Genomic DNA, 18,699 nt, shown 5'->3' on the forward strand with positions numbered 1-18,699 from the left:
CCCCTAAGTGCCCGCCCAGATACGGGGCAGCCGACGCCTAGGGGCATCTAAGTAGAAGGAGGGTGCGTAGGAAGAGGCCGCCATGCGGGCGCATGGTGCTGTTTTCATTCAGATTGTCGCGGTTCGCGATCATTATCTGTCAGCTGCCTTTTCGTCGCTATGGCTCAGAATCAAACGTTTCTAATCACTTAGGTGTCAGATACTCGTCTGAAATTACTAGCCAATTCTTCTTTAAGCGTTACCGAGTAAGTCTCGTTTTTGCCAAATCTGTAATTTTCCTAGCGGATATGAGGTGGAAACGCAAGAATTTTACTCAAAGACAGGGCTCTGATTACTCAAAAGTATATGCAGCTCACGCTGAGATAATCTCAATTGGTTCACAGTGCTGCGGGAAAGCAGAGGAGGCTTGAAGCGCCCCTCCGGAATAATCGATCAAAGCAGCAGTTCGCCGCGGGCGAGGACAACTGCCTGTCCGCCAATGCGGTGCGCGTGGATTTTGCCGGACTGCATCTCCATTTCCAGTGAGATGGAGGAGGGGCGACCCATCTTGAAGCCCTGCTCGATGAGATACTTGTGTGTGCCATCCAGCGGGGCATCAAACTCGGCAATGGACCCGGCGAAGGCAGCGACTGCAGAACCAGTTGCAGCGTCTTCCCTTGGCAGGCCGTTTTCCAGATAGACCATGCGGGCGTGGAAAGCGCTGTCCACATGGATGGTCTGGCGGCAATAGGCGAAGGCGTTGTTGTGTGCGATATCGCCGAACGCTTCGTCCCAGTACTTGTGTACGGGCTGGATGCGGTTGATGGCGTCCATGTCAGCTACCGGAACAAATGCAAATGGAACACCAGCTTCCCAAGCTTTCGGCTTGTGGTTTTCGAAAGTGATTTCATTTGGTTCCAGCGAGAGCGCTGCGGCGATTACATCTTTATCGCCCAGTTTCTGCGCTGGCTTCGGCAGCCTTGGCACATCAAATTCAGCGGAGGTGGCTTTACCTTTTTGCAGGGCAACAGCACAGCGAACCAGACCGACTTTCTCTTCCAGCAGTACCAGCATATCCATGTCGTTGTCCGGTGCACCAAAGCGGTTCTCAGCCAGCAGCACTGCAGTGCCGACGGTTGGATGACCTGCGAATGGCAGTTCCATGGATGGTGTGAAGATGCGGATGGAGGCGTTGTGGGCGGGGTTTTCCGGCGGCAAAACGAACACGGTTTCAGAGAGATTGAACTCGCAGGCGATCCGCTGCATCTGAGAGTCTGATAATCCTTTTGCGTCCAGAACGACTGCAAGCGGATTACCTGCCAGCGCCTTATCAGTGAAAACGTCTAGCAGGGCATAAGGTCTGGCCATTTTAAAGTCCAATTATCTCAGTTTGGTGCTGGGCTGATGGCCTTGGAGCATGAGCCCAGCATGCGAAAAATGTTAGCTTGAGCGCTACTCAAGATTGTTTTGGCACCAAATACAAGTCTGCAAATGAATATAGCTCGTTAATTTAACAGATGTGCGGTGAGCGCGATTGCATAAGGTGGCACGCTATAGGCCTTAAGATCTTCCGGTGATGTAATGATAACTGCTTCTTCCAACTCAGGTTTTTCCTGGTTTGCGTTGAAATGTGAGATTTTTGAAAGGATTTCGTCTGAGCTGAGTTGCAATGTTAAAATACGGGCAATGGCCAGCCGTGGTCCGTCTTCAATGGCGAGCACCTCACCCAGATCACCCTGATCGAGTGTGAGACCGGTTTCTTCTTCCAGCTCACGAGCAATGGAGCCAAAGATATCCACCTCACCGGAGGGAGTGATATCATTGAGATCAAGATTTCCACCTGGTGGGTAAACCTGACCGGCGGTTGCGGTGTTGTCAGCCATTTTACCAAAGACCAAGTGACCTTCTCTGGAGCGCAGTACAGTGCAGCCGAACAGGTTCTTTGCACTTCTGTCTGGGAAGCCCCAGTCGCGCCATGCCAGAAATTCTGAGTAGTTGATCTCTACCAGCTCGCCAGTGAACTGGGTGTTGTCGAAGGAGTATTGATAGAGTGACAGAACCTTGCCATCCCAAAGATCCGGATTGTCAGAGATCAGGGTCTGCCAATTGGCTTTGATTGCTTCGCTGTTGCGGGTCGCAAAGTCCCAGGTGGCGGCCATATCGAACTTCAGGTCAATTTCGGAGACCTTGTGGATCTGAGGTGTGAGATCCTTCTGCATGTGCTCAATCGGGCCAGCACCCTGAAAGGCACTCGGCCTGTTGCTGGTGCTATGGTAGCCGTGATGAGCATAGAACGGAGCTGCATTTGCATCTGATTCAAGGCGTAGCTGGGTGCATTGCATGCGTTTGGCGATTTCCTCTGCGCCTTCCAGCAGCCATGCGCCATGGCCTTTTCCGTGTGCCTCTGGCAACACAAACAGACAATCGAGCAGCGCAACCTCCGTGCTTTCTTTGAGAACACGGGCAAATCCGATGGGATGATCTTCCTCCGAGATCACAAGGATCGGATCTTTGTCGATCATTTCTGGTGTGATCTTCCAGTGGTCGCAGAACTCCTGCATGTCCTGAGGATCATAGCCCCAGTGGCCTTTGGCTGCGTGCATTATGTTTGTGAGGGCAATGGCTTGGCTTTTTTCAGCCGGGCGCATTTGGCAATGCATTCTTCTTGGTTCTCCAAAAAACAACTTATGACGAAAAGCAATAGTGCCCGAGGAAGTCGTGGCTCTGGATTCGCCAGCCTTCTTTTCGGTCTAGTTGAAACAACCAGCCAATAGTGGCCCAAAAGAGGAAATGGTTTCAAGTGACCAACGCGATTTGAAGGATACCCAACCCGAAAAGATTAACGATTAACTACTTGCATGAGGTTCGTTGGCTGACAAGAGCTTTCCGGGCAGGCAGACCCTGTTTGACCCTATCGCATGGCGCTCTTTGTGACCCGTGACAATCACAGTTGAGAAGGTTCTCATGCGCATTCTGGTTTCACTCCTATGCTTGCTTGCGGTTGCCAAAGGGCTGCCTGCTTATGCTGTGAGCTGGCAGGCGACCGGGAGTGAAAAGGAATTGCTGCTGACCAAGGGCGTTGGTGGATTGACGCTGTTGCATAACAGAGCAGGGAAGATCCATCGTTCCACACGGGCAGAAATGTCCAAGAGTGCGCTCATCAACTCACTGAGTGCAGAGGCCCTTGCGGGCAATGCGCAGGCTGTCTTTGGACTGGCTGTTGCGCATGAGATGGGCCATGGGGTGCCGCGTGACTTGCCGGTTGCCATGGAGCTTTATGAGCGAGCAGGCGAGATGGGGCTTGCTGCGGCTTACAACAATCTGGGTGAAATCTACCGACAGGGGAAGCATGGCGAAGCTGACCCTGTGAAGGCGCGGGAGCTGTACCAGCTTGCTGCGGATTGGGGCGATGCCTGGGCGCAGAACAATTTGGGCCTTTTGTATCTGCATGGCATTGGTGTTGCGCGTGACCCGAAGCTGGCTTTTTATTGGGTGAAGGGTGCCGCTATGGCGGGGTTGATGCAGGGCATTGAGAACCTTGCTGGCCTTTATCGGGATGGTGTTGGTGTTGAGCGGGATGCGATGCGCTCTCGTGCGCTTTATAAAAAGGCGATTGCACTGGGTTCCATTGATGCGCATGTGCCATTGGGCGAGCTGCTTGAGAATGGAGATGGCGGGAAGGCTGATCTGATGGGGGCCATTCGCCATTACCGGGTTGCGGCGGATGCAGGGCACCTGCTGGGGAACCATTATCTCGGTACGCTTTATGAGGATGGAGTTGGCGTTCAGCGGGATCTGGAGCTGGCGTTTTATCATTATGAGCGGGCGGCGAAGCGTGGTTTGGCCCGCTCTCAATTTGCTCTTGGGCGGTTCTATCTGCTTGGGCAGGGAACGAAGCCGAACCTGAAGAAAGCCATTGGCCTTTACAAAGCAGCTGCCAAGCAGGGCAATGCGCAGGCATTGAATGATCTAGGTGTGCTTTATGAAAATGGTCGCGGGGTTCCGCAATCCTACGAGTTGGCACTGGAGTTCTATACGGCGTCCTCTGCCCGGTTTCCGTTTGCACTGACCAATGCAGGGCTGCTCTATCTCAATGGGCGCGGTGTACCGCAGGATATTGAGCGGGCCAAGGATCTGTTCCGGGAAGCATCTGAGCGCGGGGAGCCTGTGGGGGATGTGCTGCTGGGCAAAGTCTATTTGCAGGGCTTTGATGAGGAGCCGAACCCGAGTGAAGCGGCGCGGATGTTTTTGCTTGCAGCTTCCAAAGGCGTGCCGGAAGCCTTTTATCTGCTGGGTTATTGCCATGAGAGCGGGCGGTGTATGGACCGCAATCTGGTGAAAGCTCGTGATTTTTATAAGATGGCGGCAGAGCAGGGCTATCGGGATGCGGAGCGGGCGCTCAACCAGCTTGAATGGCGATTGCGAACCCAGCCACATAATTAAAGCGTATTGCTGAAAAGTGGTAGCCGGTTTTCAGATTAAGATACGCAGAAGCAAAGACAAAAAGAGCCGGTTTCAAACCGGCTCTTTTGCTTCACCGTGAGAGATGACTGTTACTTACTGGTGCCGCCCTGATTGGCTTTGTCCAATGGCACTGGGCGAACGATGTTGAACCAGAAGTCAAAGGTATCCAGCATGCCGAGCAGATCGGTGAGCTTGGAGGCTTCTCCATCAACTGAGATCATGCCGGATTGGATTGCTTCTTCAAAGGTTTCCATGCCAAGCATGATGTTGTCGAGGGTGCTTCTGTCCATGGTGACGGTCGCGTCAGCATTGTCCAGCTGATAGCCTGCGATGTGGCTGAGCGCTGCGTTCTGCAGTTCCATAGCGTACTTCTGATCGGTATCCGGGAAGACCCAATTCAGTTTGATTTGCTGGTTGCCTGCCTTGGTGTTGTTCAGACGCATGGCTGCATAGTCGAACAGCAGATCAATATCCATGGAGCGGATGATATCGGGGCTGGCGGTGTCGACAGCGGGCAAGTCTTCAATGCCGCTGCGCAGTTCCTGAGCGCCTGATAGGTAGAAGTTGCGCCACGGACCAGACTCCGCCTGATAGCCGAGCTGCTCCAAAGCATCTGCCTGCAGTTTGGCGGCATCCTTGTTATCCGGTTGAGCGAAGACCAGGTGGTTGAGCACTTCCACGACCCAGCGATAGTCGCCTTCATCGTAGGATTCCTGCGCCTTTTGCAGGAGGACGGCCGGACCGCCCATGAACTCAACGTATTTGGGGCCGGAGATGCGTTCAGGGTACTCGTGCAGGGTAGCCGGGTTGCCGTTGAACCAGCCGAGATAGCGCACGTAGGTGGATTTGACGTTGTGATTGAACGACCCGTAATAGCCGCGTGCACTCCAGTCGTGCTGCAGGGTTTCCGGCACTTCCAGTATCTCCGCGATCTCCGTCATGCGGAAGCCGTGGTTTGCCAAGCGCAGTGGCTGATCGTTGATGTAACGGTAGAGATCGCGTTGGTTGCGCAGGTGCTCCATAATCTTGTCATTGCCTGACAGATGCCAATGGTGCGGAGCAAAGAGGATCTCTACATCCTTGCCGTACTTGTAGATGGCCTCATTGATGTATTTGGACCAGCCCAGAGGATCTCTCAGTTTCGCTCCACGCAATGAGTATGTGTTGTGCATTGTATGGGTGGCATCTTCAGCCGTGCACAGCGCTTTGAGCTCTGGAATGTAGAAGAAGAACTCAGAAGGGGCTTCAGAATCCTGCGCCATCCAGAAATCGAAGGTGAGGCCGTCGATGGTGTGAGTTTCGCCGTTGTCCTTGATGATGTCCGTTGGCGGAATGAGGGTGACGGTGCCGGTTGATGTGGTTGGGCCGAGGCCTGCGCCCACTTGTCCTTGCGGGGAATGGGGCAGCAGGTTGCCGTACATGTAAGAGGCTCGTCTGCTCATGGCGTTACCGGCCATCACGTTTTCCGAGACGGCGTGTTCCATGAAGCCTTCTGGCGCGTAGATCTTTACTTTGCCGTTGATCACGTCCTGCTCATCCACCACGCCGCGCACACCGCCGAAGTGGTCGACGTGGCTGTGGGTGTAGATGATGGCTTTGACTGGCTTCTTGCCACGTTGCTCGTAGTAGAGCTCCAGAGCGTAGCGGGCGGTTTCCTCGGAGATCAGCGGATCGACGATGATGATGCCTTCGTCGCCTTCAATGAAGGTGATGTTGGACAGGTCTGCCGCGCGGACCTGGAAGATACGCTCTGACACCTGAAAGAAGCCGCTGAGCAGGATCAGCTGAGACTGGCGCCAGAGGCTTGGGTTGACGGTTTCCGGGGCGATGGAGCCCTGCATGATGAAATTGAACTTGGAGAGGTCGTAGACGATCTCGCCCTTGGCATTCTTCACCACACCGCCATCTGGCAGAGGGGCGAGATAGCCGGCCTGCGCATCCTTGAAGTCTTCCTCATCAGCAAAGGGCAGCTGCTTTAAGATGTTCTCGTAGATCTCACCTGTGAAGCGCGTTGCTGGGTTGGTGACAGTTGCAGCCATGGTTGCTGTGAGGGACAGGGACCAGGCCACGCTGACACCAAGGGTCGTGCATAGGATTTGGCGGGCAAAGGATTTTTTGGTTTTGTTGAGCGTCATTCCCGACCTCCGGAGTAGAGTTGCCTTTTCCTTATCGCGTTGCAGTTAAGGGGGAGGCTCAACCAGTGTTTGAAATGAGGTTTTTGGTTGCTGAAGGCCTAATCGCATGCTGCAACCTTGGGTTATTACGTTTAGGGGTTGCGTGGTTTTGATTGACTTCCGATTGGAGGGGAGTGAATGATTGCCTAGTTATATTTAAAGGTGCTGTTTCAATGATTTCGCGCGTTCTTTCTGCCTTTCTCCTGACCAGTGTCTGCATGGGTTTTGTGCAAGGCGTCTGTGCGGCTCCCTATGCTGAACAGGAACGTGGGGCGGGGTTGCGTGAGGTACTGGAACAGCGTGGCTATAAGCGCTCCGTTCTGGAAGAGCATCGCAGCAAAGTGGAGAGCATCGATTTTGATGAGCTGCGGCTGCGGGCAGAGCAGGGTGATGTGAATGCTCAGTACCAGCTGGGGGAGTCGTTCTGGCTGGGAGACGGCGTAGCGCTGGACTATGAGCAAGCGCATTACTGGCTGACGAAAGCGGTTGAACAGCAGCACGTTGACGCCAAGGTCCTGTTGGCGATCATCTATGAGCGCGGACACTTCGTGGTGCCTGATCCTGAACGGGCTGCTGAGCTTTACTTTGAAGCTGCGCAGCTGGGGGATGACTGGGCGCAGGCGCAGTTGGGGCGGCTGTATGTGGATGGCGAAGGCGTTCGCAAGGATGTTGCTTATGGTCTGAAGATCCTGAAACAGCTTGCGGCTCTTGAGCATTATGTGGCGCTGGATTTTCTTGGTGACTTTGCCAAGGAGGGGATCTTGGATGGCTCTCCGGATTACGAAAAAGCTGCTGAGTATTACGAGCGTGGCCGGGAGGCCGGAAGTGATGTGGCAGGCTCCCGACTGGCTGAGCTAATCTATGACGGGCATCTGGGTGAGGTCGACATTGAGCGGGTACTCAGCCTGCTAGAGGAAGAGCTGGAACATTCCTCTCCCGGCGCTGCTAGCGATTTAGCGGATATCTATCTGGAAGGGCGCGACGTTCCCAAGGATATTGCCAAGGCGGTTGAGTATTTTGAGCTGGCTGCCGAATGGGGCTCCTCTTACTCGCTGGTGAGGATTGGTGAGCTTTACGAGGAAGGGGATCTTGGGGAGCCCGATTATGGGAAGGCCGCGGAGTACTATCAGCTGGCCCGTAAGCAGGGGAATGGAACGGCTTCTGGCTATCTAGCCTATCTCAAGAGGTATTTGACGCCTGAGGACAGCACTCCTGAGGAAGTGATTGCGCTTTATGAGGAAAGTGTCCTGCGAGGTGCCCGGTCTGGTATGGTTGGACTGGGGGATTGCTTCCGCGATGGTTACGGCGTTGAGACTGATCATGCCAAGGCGCGGGAGTATTATCTGCAAGCGGTGGAGGTGGGGTCTTCACTGGCTCTGGTGCGGCTGGGTAATGTTTATGATGAGGGCCTTGGCGTTGAAAAAGATTACCTGAAGGCTCGGCAGTACTACGAAGACGCGATTGCGGAGGGGTATACCAACGCGAATGCGGATCTGGCATTTCTTTATCAGCAAGGGCTGGGTGTTGAGAAAGATGATCAGAAAGCCATAGAGCTTTATGAGTTGGCGCGAGAGGGAGGAAGCACCTTTGCTGCCTATCGTCTTGGTATGATTTCCTATTACGGGGATGGCGCAGAACAGGACTACTCCCGCTCGCTAAAGATGTTCCATGAAGCGACGCGTGGCGGAAGCAAAAGCGCCTACGATTATCTTGGCTTCCACTATCACTATGCGCTGGGCGTAAGGGCGGATTATATCGAGGCGCGGTATTGGTACGATGCAGCGCTTGCCGCAGGTATTGATGATGTGAAGATCGATCTGGCGTTTCTGGAAGAGGATGGTCTTGGTGGACCACGGAACAAAGCCCGTGCCAAGCGTCTCTACAAAGAAAGTATCGAGATCAACTCAGAAGCACGCTTCCACCTTGTTCGTATGGAAGATGAAGCTGACATTCTGGATTTAAAACAGGATGAGCATGTTGCAGCCTATAAAGCTGCGATGGAAAAAGGCAGTCAAGCTGCCAAGCTTGAACTTGCCAGCATCTACTTGTTCTCATCGGACAAACACAAGGATGTTGAGGCGGCAAAGCAGTTGCTGCAGGAACTCGTGAAGGATGGCTACTCAGATGCCTACGTCTACATGGGGGCGTACTACGACGAGGTGAGCCCTGAGCAGGACAATGCAGTGGAGCACGCCGTTAAGTGGTTTAGCAAAGCGGCGGACCTTGGGAGCCACTATGCTGCAAAGCGACTGGTCTGGATCGTTGAGAACAATCCCCCTGATGGTGAGCGGCCAGATAAGTTGGCCCATTGGCGTCAGGTTCAGGGGCTGAATGGGGATGCTGTTGTGGCGCTGGAGGCCGCGAAGGATCTGGAATACAGCCGGATTGATCAGGACTTAAAACTGCAGGAACGCCTATACACTGTTGCGGCAAATGCTGGTCTTTTACAGGCGCAACTGGATCTTGCAAGGAAGTACATCTTTGGCTCTGAGTTCCCCGGCAACTATGAAAGAGGCATTGAGATATTGCGGGAGGCAGTTGGCCTTCATGGTCCTGCGCAAGCCTACGAGATTACCCATCAGCTTTCCGGTGGGATGACGGTTGATGAGATGCTGAAGACGGATGGCACCAGCAGAGACTGGGACAGGAAGCATCTGACAGCAGTGAACCTGCTTTATGGTCTAACAGTGCCGAAGAACGTTGAGTTGGCAGAGAAACTGGTTCGCTCTGATCCGGATCGCTGGGTGTATTCTCCAGAAACACGATATACCCTTGCCAATATTGTTTTTTCCAAGGAGACACCTACTCAGACCGAGGTTGAAGAAGCCCTGCAGGCTTTGGAGATCTCCGCAAACAGTGGTTACATCAGTGCGCAAAGAAAGCTGGCGGAGCTTTATGAAGAAGGGCGCCATGTTGACCAGAACTATCGCAAAGCGGGTATGTGGTATCGCATTGCTTCCTCCAAAATCCCGTCCCTTAAGATCCATGTTGCAAGGCTGATCCTCAACGGAAAAGTGGACGCCAACTATGGTGAGAATGCCTTGGACATTTTGACGAGTGCGGCTGAGCAGCAAGACTTGCTGGCGATTGAATTGCTGATTGAGTATTGGGCAGAGGAAGAGCCTGATGGCTATGAGCACAAGCGGTGGGCGCGCCGATATAAAACGTTGAGCAATCCGTCTTCTTAACTGTGGCGGCTTACGAGTTTTTTGTTGAAGCGGACCATCAGACGTTTTGAGGGATCCATTCTGATAAACCCGAACTGGCTATAGAGTTCATGGGCATCAGCCTTTTGCCGGGTGGTTGGCACCCGGCAAACAATGACTGAGTATTCGTGCGGACTGGTGCTTCTAGGAGGTCTGGTAGACCGTTTTGTTGTGGCGCTCCATCATTCGATCTGGTGTGCTCAATGGGGTGAAGCCGAACTGTTTGTAAAGCTCATGCGCGTCTGCTGTGGCTAACATGAAACGGCGCAGGCCCTGCAGGTCCGGGTGTGCGTCGATCGCTTTCATGAGATTTTTGGAAATGCCTTTGCCGCGCTGGGCCGGGGTGACGAAAACGTCCGCCAGATATGCAAAGGTGGCTTGATCAGTCACCACGCGAGCAAAGGCCACCTGCTCTCCGTTTTCCAGATAGGCGCCAAAGCAGATGGAGTTGGCAATGGCTTTGTCAAACGTCTCTCTCGGCAGACCTTTGCTCCAATAGGCTTCCTCTGAAAGAAACTGGTAGATCTTGTTCAGCTGTAGTTTGTTCTTATCGGTTGAGATTTCAAGTTCAAGAATTTCTGTCATTTCAATGGCTTAGTTAGGAGGATGTTTGCAGGCTGGTTTCAGGTTTGGGTGCGCGGATCATCAGGAGGATGCCTGCGGAGAGGAGGGTGAGGAGGGCGGAAAACTGGATCGTGTTTCCGAAGGAGGTGATGCTGGCCACCGTACCTGTGGTCATGTTGCCAATCAAGCCGCCGGCAAAGAGCGCATTGGTGTAGTAAGCCGTGGCGATGCCGGGTCTGTGCGGTGCGTAAGATTGGATGAAGGTGAGACCAAGCCCAACGTTGATGCCGTAATAGAGCCCTTCCAGTGCGCAGAGCAGATAGACCTGTGTTGGGTCAGTTGCCCGAACGATCAGCAGGAAGAAGAGTGTGCCGAGCATTGCTGAAAACAGCATGGCATTTCTCTGCCCGATCTTTTGAGCGGGTTTGACCACGAAGAAGATCGCAATCACCTCCACAAAGCACTTCACTGAAAAAGCCAGGCCTGGTGTTGCGGTTGGGAAGCCCATTTCCTCAATGAAGAAGACTGGCCCTGCTGACACAAAGGTGGTGTTGGCAGCGGTGAGCGCAAAGATTGGCAGACAGGCAAAGATGAGCGCAAACGGCACGGGTTCGATACCGCCGCCGTTGCTGGCTTTTATCGGATGGTGTGTGGTGAAGCCTTTCGGAACGATCATAGCGCCCATGGCCAGCCACAGAATGCTGAGCACGCCAGCAGTTGGGAAAATGGAGCTGACACCAAAGATGCCATAGAGCGTGAAGGCCAGCGGTGTGCCGATCATCCAGCCTAAAGACATGGAAATGCGCAGGTGGGAGTTGAACTTGGCAGGCTCCCGGTTGGTTTGCTCTGCAAACAGGCGGCCAAAAGAGAACATGGTGGAGAGCACTCCACCGGAGACCCCCATAAGCGGCACACCGAGCAGCAGTATCCAGTAGGACGGAATAGCGGACTGCAGGCCCATGTTGAGCATGTACAGCGTGGTGCACAGGATCAGAATTGGCTTCAGGCGGGCGCCCGCATCAATGCGCGCGCCGAAGTAACGGTTTGAAAACAAAGTCACAATGGTGGAGCTGGCGATGTAGATGGCAAGCTTCCAGGCTGGTTCGCCCAGCTCTGTTACTACGTAAGAACTGTAAAGCGGGATGAGACAGGCCACGGCCAGCGAGCCGATGAGCATGTACGCATGAATCAAAAAGGGAAAGCGATCCAGCATTGCCAGAGCAGCGGGAATTGAGCGCATGGGAAATCCACGGGTGATGGGAAAAGAATTACGAGAAACGAGGGGATGTACGTATTGATACATCTCCCTGCAGGAAATGCAAGCAGGAGATGTTAGAGTGCGCTTTTACGTGCTTGTAGGACGCATGCGTTAGCTTAAGAAGTTTGCGCGATCTGCTCGCTTTGCGGTGGCTTGATCACCAGCAGAATCAAGGTGGCTAAGGCTGCGAGGACAACGCTGCTCAGGATCGTGTTCTGGAAGCTGGTATAAGATGCAACGATACCCGTGAGAATGTTGCCGGCCAGCCCACCAACGAAGATGGCGTTGACGAAGTAAGAGGTGGCAATGCCGGGTTTGTGGCGGGCATAGTTCTGGATGAACGTGATGCCAACACTGGCGCAAATGCCGTAGTACATGCCCTCGATGATGCAAAGCATCAGAACCTGATTGATGGAGGTGGCGCTGGTGATGGTGGCGAAGAAGAGTAGTGCACCCAAACCGGAAAGCAGCATCATATTGCGCTCGCCAATACGCTCTGTCGGCTTAATGGCGAAGTAGATGATGACGACTTCAAACAGGCTTTTGGTGGCAACAGCCCAGCCGGGAACAGAGGCTGGCAAACCCATTTCTTTGATGAAGTAGACTGGCCCAGCCGAGAAAAAGATGCTGTTGGCTGCTGATAAGGCAAACACAGGAATGCAGGCGATCAGCAGCATGGCTGGGACTGTATCAGCAGCGCTGTTTTGCTGAGTCTGCTTTTTGATGTGCGTTTTGAGCGTTGCCGGAATGAACAGAAGACAGAGAGTGAGCCAGATGAACGCAGAAGCAGCGGCTGCAAGGTGGATCTCTCTGAAGCCATAGGTGCCATAGAGCAGGAAGGCTACTGGTGGACCGAACACCCAGCCCAATGACAGGCAGATGCGCATGTGCAGGTTGAAGGTGCCCGGATGGCGCCCGGTCTGTTCTGCAAACAAGCGGCCCGTGGAATACATGGTCGACAATGCACCAGCGCTGATGCCGATGAGCGGAATGCCGAGAATGACGAGGGTCACATAAGACGGGGCTGCGATCTGGATGAGCGCATGGAGCGTGAAGGCGCAGATGTTGATGAGGAGCAGCGGCTTGACCCGATTGCCGGCATCAATGAGCCCACCAAAGACGCGGTTGGTGACGAGAGACACCAAAGAAAAGCCGCCGATGACCAGCGCAAGGTTGAACGCTGGTTCTTCCAATTCCTCAATGATGTAAGTGCTCAGCAAAGGGATTACGAAGGCAATCGAAAATGCGCCAAAGAACATCACTGCAAAGAATAAAATCGGAAACTTATCAAGTCTTTGTAAGGGACCGCTAATAGGATTCAAGAAAAACTCCACGCCCTGACCTTGCAAATATTGGTTTCGGGCTAATTGCTCTAATACTACGTAAATTACCTGATGGGCTATGCGTGTAAAGTGAGCAATTTTAAGCACAAAAAAACCCGGTTCTGGACCGGGTTTTTCTGGATATCGCGTATATCTAAGCCTCTGGAAGATTATTGATTATTGCTGACTTAGTATAGCTGAGCTGGATTAAGGTTGCATTCCGTAGGGTTGACTTGGAAGGGCCCCTTTGGGCCAGCTCAACCTCGAAGCAGCTTGATTTGCTTGTGCATTCAGACCGCTTCGAGTTTTGCTTTTCGCGTTGTCTTATCCGGGAACTGCTGAGCAGTTCTGTCGGATAGTCGCTTAGTTCTTGGACTTGTCGACCAGCTGGCCAGCAGAGATCCAAGGCATCATGCCGCGGAGCTTTGCGCCAACTTCTTCGATTGGGTGCTCGTCGTTCAGACGACGGGTTGCTTTGAACTTCGCGCCACCAGCCTTGTATTCCTGGATCCACTCAGAGGTGAAGGTACCGTTCTGGATTTCTTCCAGGACGCGCTTCATCTCTGCTTTGGTCTCGGAGGTCACGATGCGTGGACCGGTCTGGTACTCACCCCACTCAGCAGTGTTGGAGATGGAGTAGTTCATGTTCGCGATGCCGCCTTCGTAGATCAGGTCTACGATGAGCTTCACTTCGTGCAGACACTCGAAGTATGCCATTTCTGGTGCGTAACCAGCTTCGGTCAGGGTCTCAAAGCCTGCGCGGATCAGCTCAACCAGACCGCCGCAGAGAACTGCCTGCTCACCGAACAGATCGGTTTCACACTCTTCGCGGAAGGACGTTTCGATGATGCCGGAGCGACCGCCGCCAACGCCGGATGCGTATGCCAGACCGAGGTCTTTTGCGTTGCCGGTTGCGTCCTGGTGAACAGCGATCAGGCAAGGTACGCCGCCGCCCTTCTGGTATTCGCCGCGTACGGTGTGGCCTGGGCCTTTTGGTGCAACCATCAGAACGTCGATAGAAGCTTTTGGCTCGATCAGACCGAAGTGTACGTTCAGGCCGTGTGCGAATGCGATTGCAGCGCCGTCACGGATGTTGCCTGCGATTTCGTCTTTCCAGATGTCTGCCTGCAGTTCATCAGGAGTTGCCATCATCATCAGGTCTGCATCTTTTGCAGCTTCTGCAACGGTCTTACAGGTGAAGCCGTCTGCTTCTGCTTTCAGACGCGTGGTGGAACCTTCGCGCAGAGCGATGGTGATGTCGGTCAGACCACTGTCTTTCAGGTTCATTGCGTGTGCACGGCCCTGGGAACCGTAGCCAATGATGGTGACTTTCTTGTTTTTGATCAGGTTCAGATCGCAATCGCGGTCGTAATAAACGCGCATGGTATTACCCCTTGTTTCCCTCGTGCCTTTCCCAAAGCATGTATGGTTTGTTTCTAATTCCGTGCTCCGTAGAGCTGTATGAACTGTTTGACTGCTGTTTGGGCAGCCAATTCCAAGTCTTTTGCCGATGCCTGAGCAGTGCCGCCCAGAAGCATGCGGATGTGCTGGTCGCGAACAACCAGCCCGTAAAGTGTGCTGTAGGCTTCCTGCGGGTCTTCGCAGTGCAGGTAGCCAAGTGTGCATCCCTTTTCCAGCAAAGCTGTGGTCTGTCTGCCGATGCGGGCGCGGCCACTCTTTTCGAGGATGGCGCCAAGACCGGTTTCAGATTTGCTGGCTTGCCCGATGGCAAGTCTGTTCAGGGCCAGAGAAACGTCACCGGAGATGGTCTCCAGCAGGTTTCTGGCAAATTCTTCCAATGCGGCGCGCAGGCCGTCTTCGCTCATGTTGGCTGCAGGATCAGCACCCGGAATAACCTTGGAGGCCTGACGGGTGACGATTGCGGCCAGCAATCCATCGCGATCTCCAAACCACTTGTAGAGGCTCTCCTTGGAGCATCCCGCAGCGCGGGCGATAGCAGCTGTTGTCAGCGCTTTTTCGCCACCTTCCACGAGCAGCTCCAAAGCTTTGTCCAGCACCGCGCGCTGACGGTCTGTAAAGTCTGGTTGTTCTGGCTCAGTGGACATATGCGGTTCTAATTCCAGCGGTTTGGCTTGTTTGATTTTCTGTACCGTACGGTACGGTTCGGTTATGGCGCAGAATCGAAATGGATGCAACAGGAAAGTGAGGGGAAATGCAGAGTTGACGCAATAAAATTAGGTGTCTTTAGGTGAGCTTGGTTTGATCCTTTCAAAACCGCGCAAAAAAATGCCCCGAAGGTCTGTGCTCCTCCGGGGCATTGCTGATCTGAACCAAAGTCAGTTCAGTTGGGGGCTCTTAAGTTAAGCATGCGCCGCGTTTGAGTTGACGGATGCTTCCTTGTTCTGATCCATGCCGCGATCCACTTTCCATGGGCGATACATTTCCAGTGCGATCATGACGACGACGAGGGCTGCTGCGGTGATGAGGCCGAGCATCCAGAAGGGCAGGGATGGGAACAGATCAGCGTAGGTGATCTTGCCGAAGCTGCCCATGTCCAGCGCGCCGTCGATGAGTGATTTGTTGTAGCCGTAAAATGCTGCGCCCATGATACCACCGATGACGGTGAGCCATGCATCTTTGTAACCGCGGCCAATCTGGGCGAAGACTGTGCCCGGACAGGCGCCAGCGATAGCGATGCCAACGCCCAGAATGGTGCCGCCGACGATGATATTGCCGACAACGAAGCTCTTTGGATGCAGTTCAGCAAGGCCGAGTGCCGTCAGGCCGGAGAGGGCGACTAGGCCGGTGGCTGTGGCTGCGAGGAACATCTTGAGCATGGTGTAGTCTTTGAAGAGGAACTGACCGATGAGAACGCCGGGTTCCATGACGCGAGACTTTTCCAGTGCAATGCCGAAGATGATGCCCATGGTGAGGCCGAGAATAACAAGCCAGAAGATTTCCATGTGACCTCTCCTTAGGATGTGCGTTTGTAAAGAAGGTTGGCTGCGACGATGCCACCGGTGAACATGGCTGCAACAGCTACACTGGAGCCAACGCCAAGCTGTGCGAGGCCGGAGATGCCGTGGCCTGAGGTGCAACCGCCTGCGATGCGGGCACCGACCAGCAGAACAAAGCCGCCGATGAAGCCTTGCAGAAGTCGGATGACCGGTGCTGAACTTGCGCCGATGGTTTTCCAGCTTGGAGAAGAGAAGCTGGCTTTACGACCGCTGGCTTTGTAGGAAATCAGTGCTCCCAGAGCGATGCCGATGACCAGTGCGCTTTGCCAGAAGTATTTGTCCTTGGACATGTACTTGGCGAAGTACTTGATCTCCGTGATGCTGGAATCGAAGAGTGAAAAGATGAAACCGGTGCCGGTGACGAAAGAAGATGAAGCGCCCAGTGCGGTATCAACCAGCAGGAAAGCCGGGATTTGCAGGAGCCCAATAATTATGCCCGCCAGATAGGGGGACCAAACGTTTTGCCTGAGAAGATCCAATTGATTGCCCTCCGATCTCTCTTTAATTTAGAATATTAATATATACTAATAAACTAAAATACAAGAGGAGTTTGCAAGAAATTGTGGCTTCGCTCCGACAGCAGAACTTATCGTTTTCGCAAGATTTTCCAGCCTTTTCTCAATGCAATCAAATGCGTTGGTTAGTTTGTTTGATGCGCGGGTGATGAAGTTCTCCGGTGATTTTAAATATTGGAAATATGAAATTCATACTCCGAGTATTGGTTATTGTGAGACCTGCGTTTTCCTTCAGGATGTAGCTGCTTTGCATTTGGGAGGGATAATGTCTTTATTTGAGTATAAGGGAAATGATGCTCGGCAACTTATGTCCGATGCTTTGGACTTGATGCTTTATAGCTATCATGGGTTGGATGATGCGCTTGGGAGTGCGTATCAGGCCAATGGCTTTTCGCTGGCAACGCTGGTTGGAACCCTTTGGGGCACTGAAGATCAGGCGGGCTTGCTGAGCGGGGAGAGTGAGCAAGCGGCACGTGACCGGATTGAGGAGAAGGGGTGGACGGTCCTTTCTGCTGAAGATCTTGGTTATGAGGGCGCACTTGTCGATCATAATGGGACGTTTCAGGGGGAGACGTTCAAGTTCAAGGATGCGCAGGCAGACGTGCTGGCCAAGTATGATGAGCATGGCAATGTTACTCAGGTGGCCTTGGCGTTTCGTGGAACGACGGGAACTTTGGACAACATTGTTACCGACACCATTGGCGATGTGATTGACTATCTTGAGTTCTTCAAGGATGAGCCGCATTACGTGGAAGAGGCGTTTGGTGGGCTGCTTGCTGCGCTTAAAGACTTCATGGTGGGGCATGGTCTGGACGGCAGTGACCTGATCGTCACCGGGCACTCTTTGGGTGGTGGTGCTGTTGCCAACATGGCAGAGCGCAGCAACGACTGGCTGGATGGGTTTTTCGTGAATGCCAATTACATGGCGTTTGCCAGCCACTATGCGCCAGAGGATGGTGCTGCGGTGTTGAGCAGCGGAGCTGAGCTTTTCAGTTTCGACCTGGAGAATGATCCGGTGCCATCGGCGATTTCCTCCGATGGTCTGGACCTGACCGGCAATGACACAGACTATGGCTATGACACCAGCAATATCGTCATCTTCAATGATTGGTATGATACGCCGCTGTTTTGGGATGGTGGCGGTTTGCTCAACCTGCCAAGCTGGTCAGCCCATTTGCCGTTCAACTACAGCACAGCGTTTAACGCCATCAATGCCTCTGAGTTTTACAGCGAAATGAACCGGGACAGTGTGGTGATCATCTCCGGGCTTTCTGATCAGAAGCGCGATGATACGTGGGTTGAGGATATTCAGATCCCACTGGACCCAACCGGGCACCATGGACAAGACGCCTACATTCTTGGGTCAACCTCCGATGACTTGTTGCGCGGCAATGATGGTGATGATGCGCTGGAAGGCTTTGCCGGGAATGACCATCTGCGCGGCGAGGATGGCAACGATCGTTTGCTGGGTGGTGCTGGTGATGATGTTCTGGAAGGCGGGGACGGTAACGACGTTCTCCATGATGGAGCTGGCCGTGACTTCCTTGTTGGAGGGGATGGTGCAGATACGTTCTGCTTTGCGGATGATGGCGTGAAGGATGTGATCGACGACTTTAAGGTTGGCGAGGACACCATCGATCTTTCAGCAGCCGGGGTAAGCTCGTTCTCACAGCTCGATATCGACGAGAGCCTGCTTGGTGGCTGGATCACGATCTCCTACGGCAATGATGTGCTTGAGGTGGATACGGGGTGGTTGTTCACCTACAGCCTGAGTTCTGAAGACTTTGTGTTTGCCTGATCAACAACAGGCTTCTCTCGCTGTTTGGGCGAGGGGAGCCTAACTCACAGTTGCTGAGGCTCGTGTCTGAGCATGATAGGCTCGTTCGTTCTTCAGTAACTGAGGAGCATTGAGGGTGCTGATGGGGACGGACTTGTCCTTCGGGATGTCATCGGTCACCTGCAATGACAGATAGCGAAGGCAACATACGCGCAGGAAGCTGGTGAAGTTGCCGAGGTCATGTCCGGCTTCAATGGACTCATTGTGCAAGCGCGTCAGGAGCTGGCCGACGGACATGTCATCTCGCCGGGCGATTTCTTCCAGAATGGTCCAGAAGTAGGTTTCAAGTCGCACACTGGTGACCATACGGTCTATGCGAAGGGAGCGTGTGGTGCTCTCCCACAGATCAGAATCTGCCTTGATGAACAGCTCGCACATGGTCCCCTCCGCTTTATCCCGTGC

At 53.6% G+C, this 18,699-nt stretch carries 14 protein-coding genes; 3 read left to right on the plus strand and 11 right to left on the minus strand.

The window, feature by feature from the left end; all coding sequences use genetic code 11:
* Nucleotides 1-432 precede the first annotated feature (432 nt).
* Nucleotides 433-1,347 (minus strand): PhzF family phenazine biosynthesis protein, encoded by a 915-nt coding sequence (locus PJE062_RS05815; RefSeq protein ID WP_008547952.1) that lies wholly within the window; start codon nt 1,345-1,347, stop codon nt 433-435.
* 137 nt (nt 1,348-1,484) lie between these two features.
* Complete coding sequence (locus PJE062_RS05820) at nt 1,485-2,627, minus strand: GNAT family N-acetyltransferase (protein ID WP_008547666.1); 1,143 nt, start codon at nt 2,625-2,627, stop codon at nt 1,485-1,487.
* 316 nt (nt 2,628-2,943) lie between these two features.
* Here PJE062_RS05820 and PJE062_RS05825 point away from each other — a divergent pair, with 316 nt between their 5' ends.
* Complete coding sequence (locus PJE062_RS05825) at nt 2,944-4,422, plus strand: tetratricopeptide repeat protein (protein ID WP_008548004.1); 1,479 nt, start codon at nt 2,944-2,946, stop codon at nt 4,420-4,422.
* Nucleotides 4,423-4,532: 110 nt separating this feature from the next.
* On the opposite strand, the gene PJE062_RS05830 is transcribed toward PJE062_RS05825, so the two are convergent.
* Nucleotides 4,533-6,578, minus strand: coding sequence for an alkyl/aryl-sulfatase (locus PJE062_RS05830; RefSeq protein ID WP_008547993.1), 2,046 nt, complete (start codon nt 6,576-6,578; stop codon nt 4,533-4,535).
* Between the two features lie 212 nt (nt 6,579-6,790).
* Between PJE062_RS05830 and PJE062_RS05835 the strand changes: the two genes are divergently transcribed.
* Nucleotides 6,791-9,805: an SEL1-like repeat protein gene (locus PJE062_RS05835; protein ID WP_008547547.1), complete on the plus strand. Its 3,015-nt coding sequence runs from the start codon at nt 6,791-6,793 to the stop codon at nt 9,803-9,805.
* Nucleotides 9,806-9,967: 162 nt separating this feature from the next.
* On the opposite strand, the gene PJE062_RS05840 is transcribed toward PJE062_RS05835, so the two are convergent.
* The 7 genes from PJE062_RS05840 to PJE062_RS05870 all read right to left on the minus strand — a co-directional run bounded on the left by PJE062_RS05840 (nt 9,968) and on the right by PJE062_RS05870 (nt 16,424).
* A complete protein-coding gene (locus PJE062_RS05840) occupies nt 9,968-10,408 on the minus strand; it encodes a GNAT family N-acetyltransferase (RefSeq protein ID WP_008547600.1) in 441 nt (146 codons plus the stop codon).
* Nucleotides 10,409-10,421: 13 nt separating this feature from the next.
* Nucleotides 10,422-11,627 carry an MFS transporter gene (locus PJE062_RS05845; RefSeq protein ID WP_008547921.1) on the minus strand — a complete coding sequence of 402 codons (1,206 nt, stop codon included), beginning with the start codon at nt 11,625-11,627 and terminating at the stop codon, nt 10,422-10,424.
* Between the two features lie 134 nt (nt 11,628-11,761).
* Nucleotides 11,762-12,967 carry an MFS transporter gene (locus PJE062_RS05850; RefSeq protein ID WP_208982184.1) on the minus strand — a complete coding sequence of 402 codons (1,206 nt, stop codon included), beginning with the start codon at nt 12,965-12,967 and terminating at the stop codon, nt 11,762-11,764.
* A 363-nt stretch (nt 12,968-13,330) separates the two neighbouring features.
* Entirely contained in the window at nt 13,331-14,350 is a 1,020-nt protein-coding gene (gene ilvC, locus PJE062_RS05855) for a ketol-acid reductoisomerase (RefSeq protein ID WP_008548157.1), read from the minus strand.
* A 53-nt stretch (nt 14,351-14,403) separates the two neighbouring features.
* Nucleotides 14,404-15,033: a TetR/AcrR family transcriptional regulator gene (locus PJE062_RS05860; RefSeq protein WP_008547454.1), complete on the minus strand. Its 630-nt coding sequence runs from the start codon at nt 15,031-15,033 to the stop codon at nt 14,404-14,406.
* Between the two features lie 255 nt (nt 15,034-15,288).
* Nucleotides 15,289-15,891 carry a YeeE/YedE thiosulfate transporter family protein gene (locus PJE062_RS05865; RefSeq protein WP_008548051.1) on the minus strand — a complete coding sequence of 201 codons (603 nt, stop codon included), beginning with the start codon at nt 15,889-15,891 and terminating at the stop codon, nt 15,289-15,291.
* 11 nt (nt 15,892-15,902) lie between these two features.
* The gene (locus PJE062_RS05870) at nt 15,903-16,424 is read right to left on the minus strand and encodes a YeeE/YedE thiosulfate transporter family protein (RefSeq protein WP_008547807.1); all 522 of its coding nucleotides are present in this window, start codon (nt 16,422-16,424) and stop codon (nt 15,903-15,905) included.
* Nucleotides 16,425-16,725: 301 nt separating this feature from the next.
* Here PJE062_RS05870 and PJE062_RS27015 point away from each other — a divergent pair, with 301 nt between their 5' ends.
* Nucleotides 16,726-18,258: a triacylglycerol lipase gene (locus tag PJE062_RS27015; RefSeq protein ID WP_305803883.1), complete on the plus strand. Its 1,533-nt coding sequence runs from the start codon at nt 16,726-16,728 to the stop codon at nt 18,256-18,258.
* A gap of 39 nt (nt 18,259-18,297) precedes the next feature.
* On the opposite strand, the gene PJE062_RS05880 is transcribed toward PJE062_RS27015, so the two are convergent.
* On the minus strand, nt 18,298-18,675 hold the full coding sequence (locus PJE062_RS05880; protein ID WP_008547971.1) for a ribbon-helix-helix domain-containing protein: 378 nt from the start codon (nt 18,673-18,675) through the stop codon (nt 18,298-18,300).
* Nucleotides 18,676-18,699 lie beyond the last annotated feature (24 nt).

Source organism: Pseudovibrio sp. JE062, assembly GCF_000156235.1.
GTDB lineage: Bacteria > Pseudomonadota > Alphaproteobacteria > Rhizobiales > Stappiaceae > Pseudovibrio.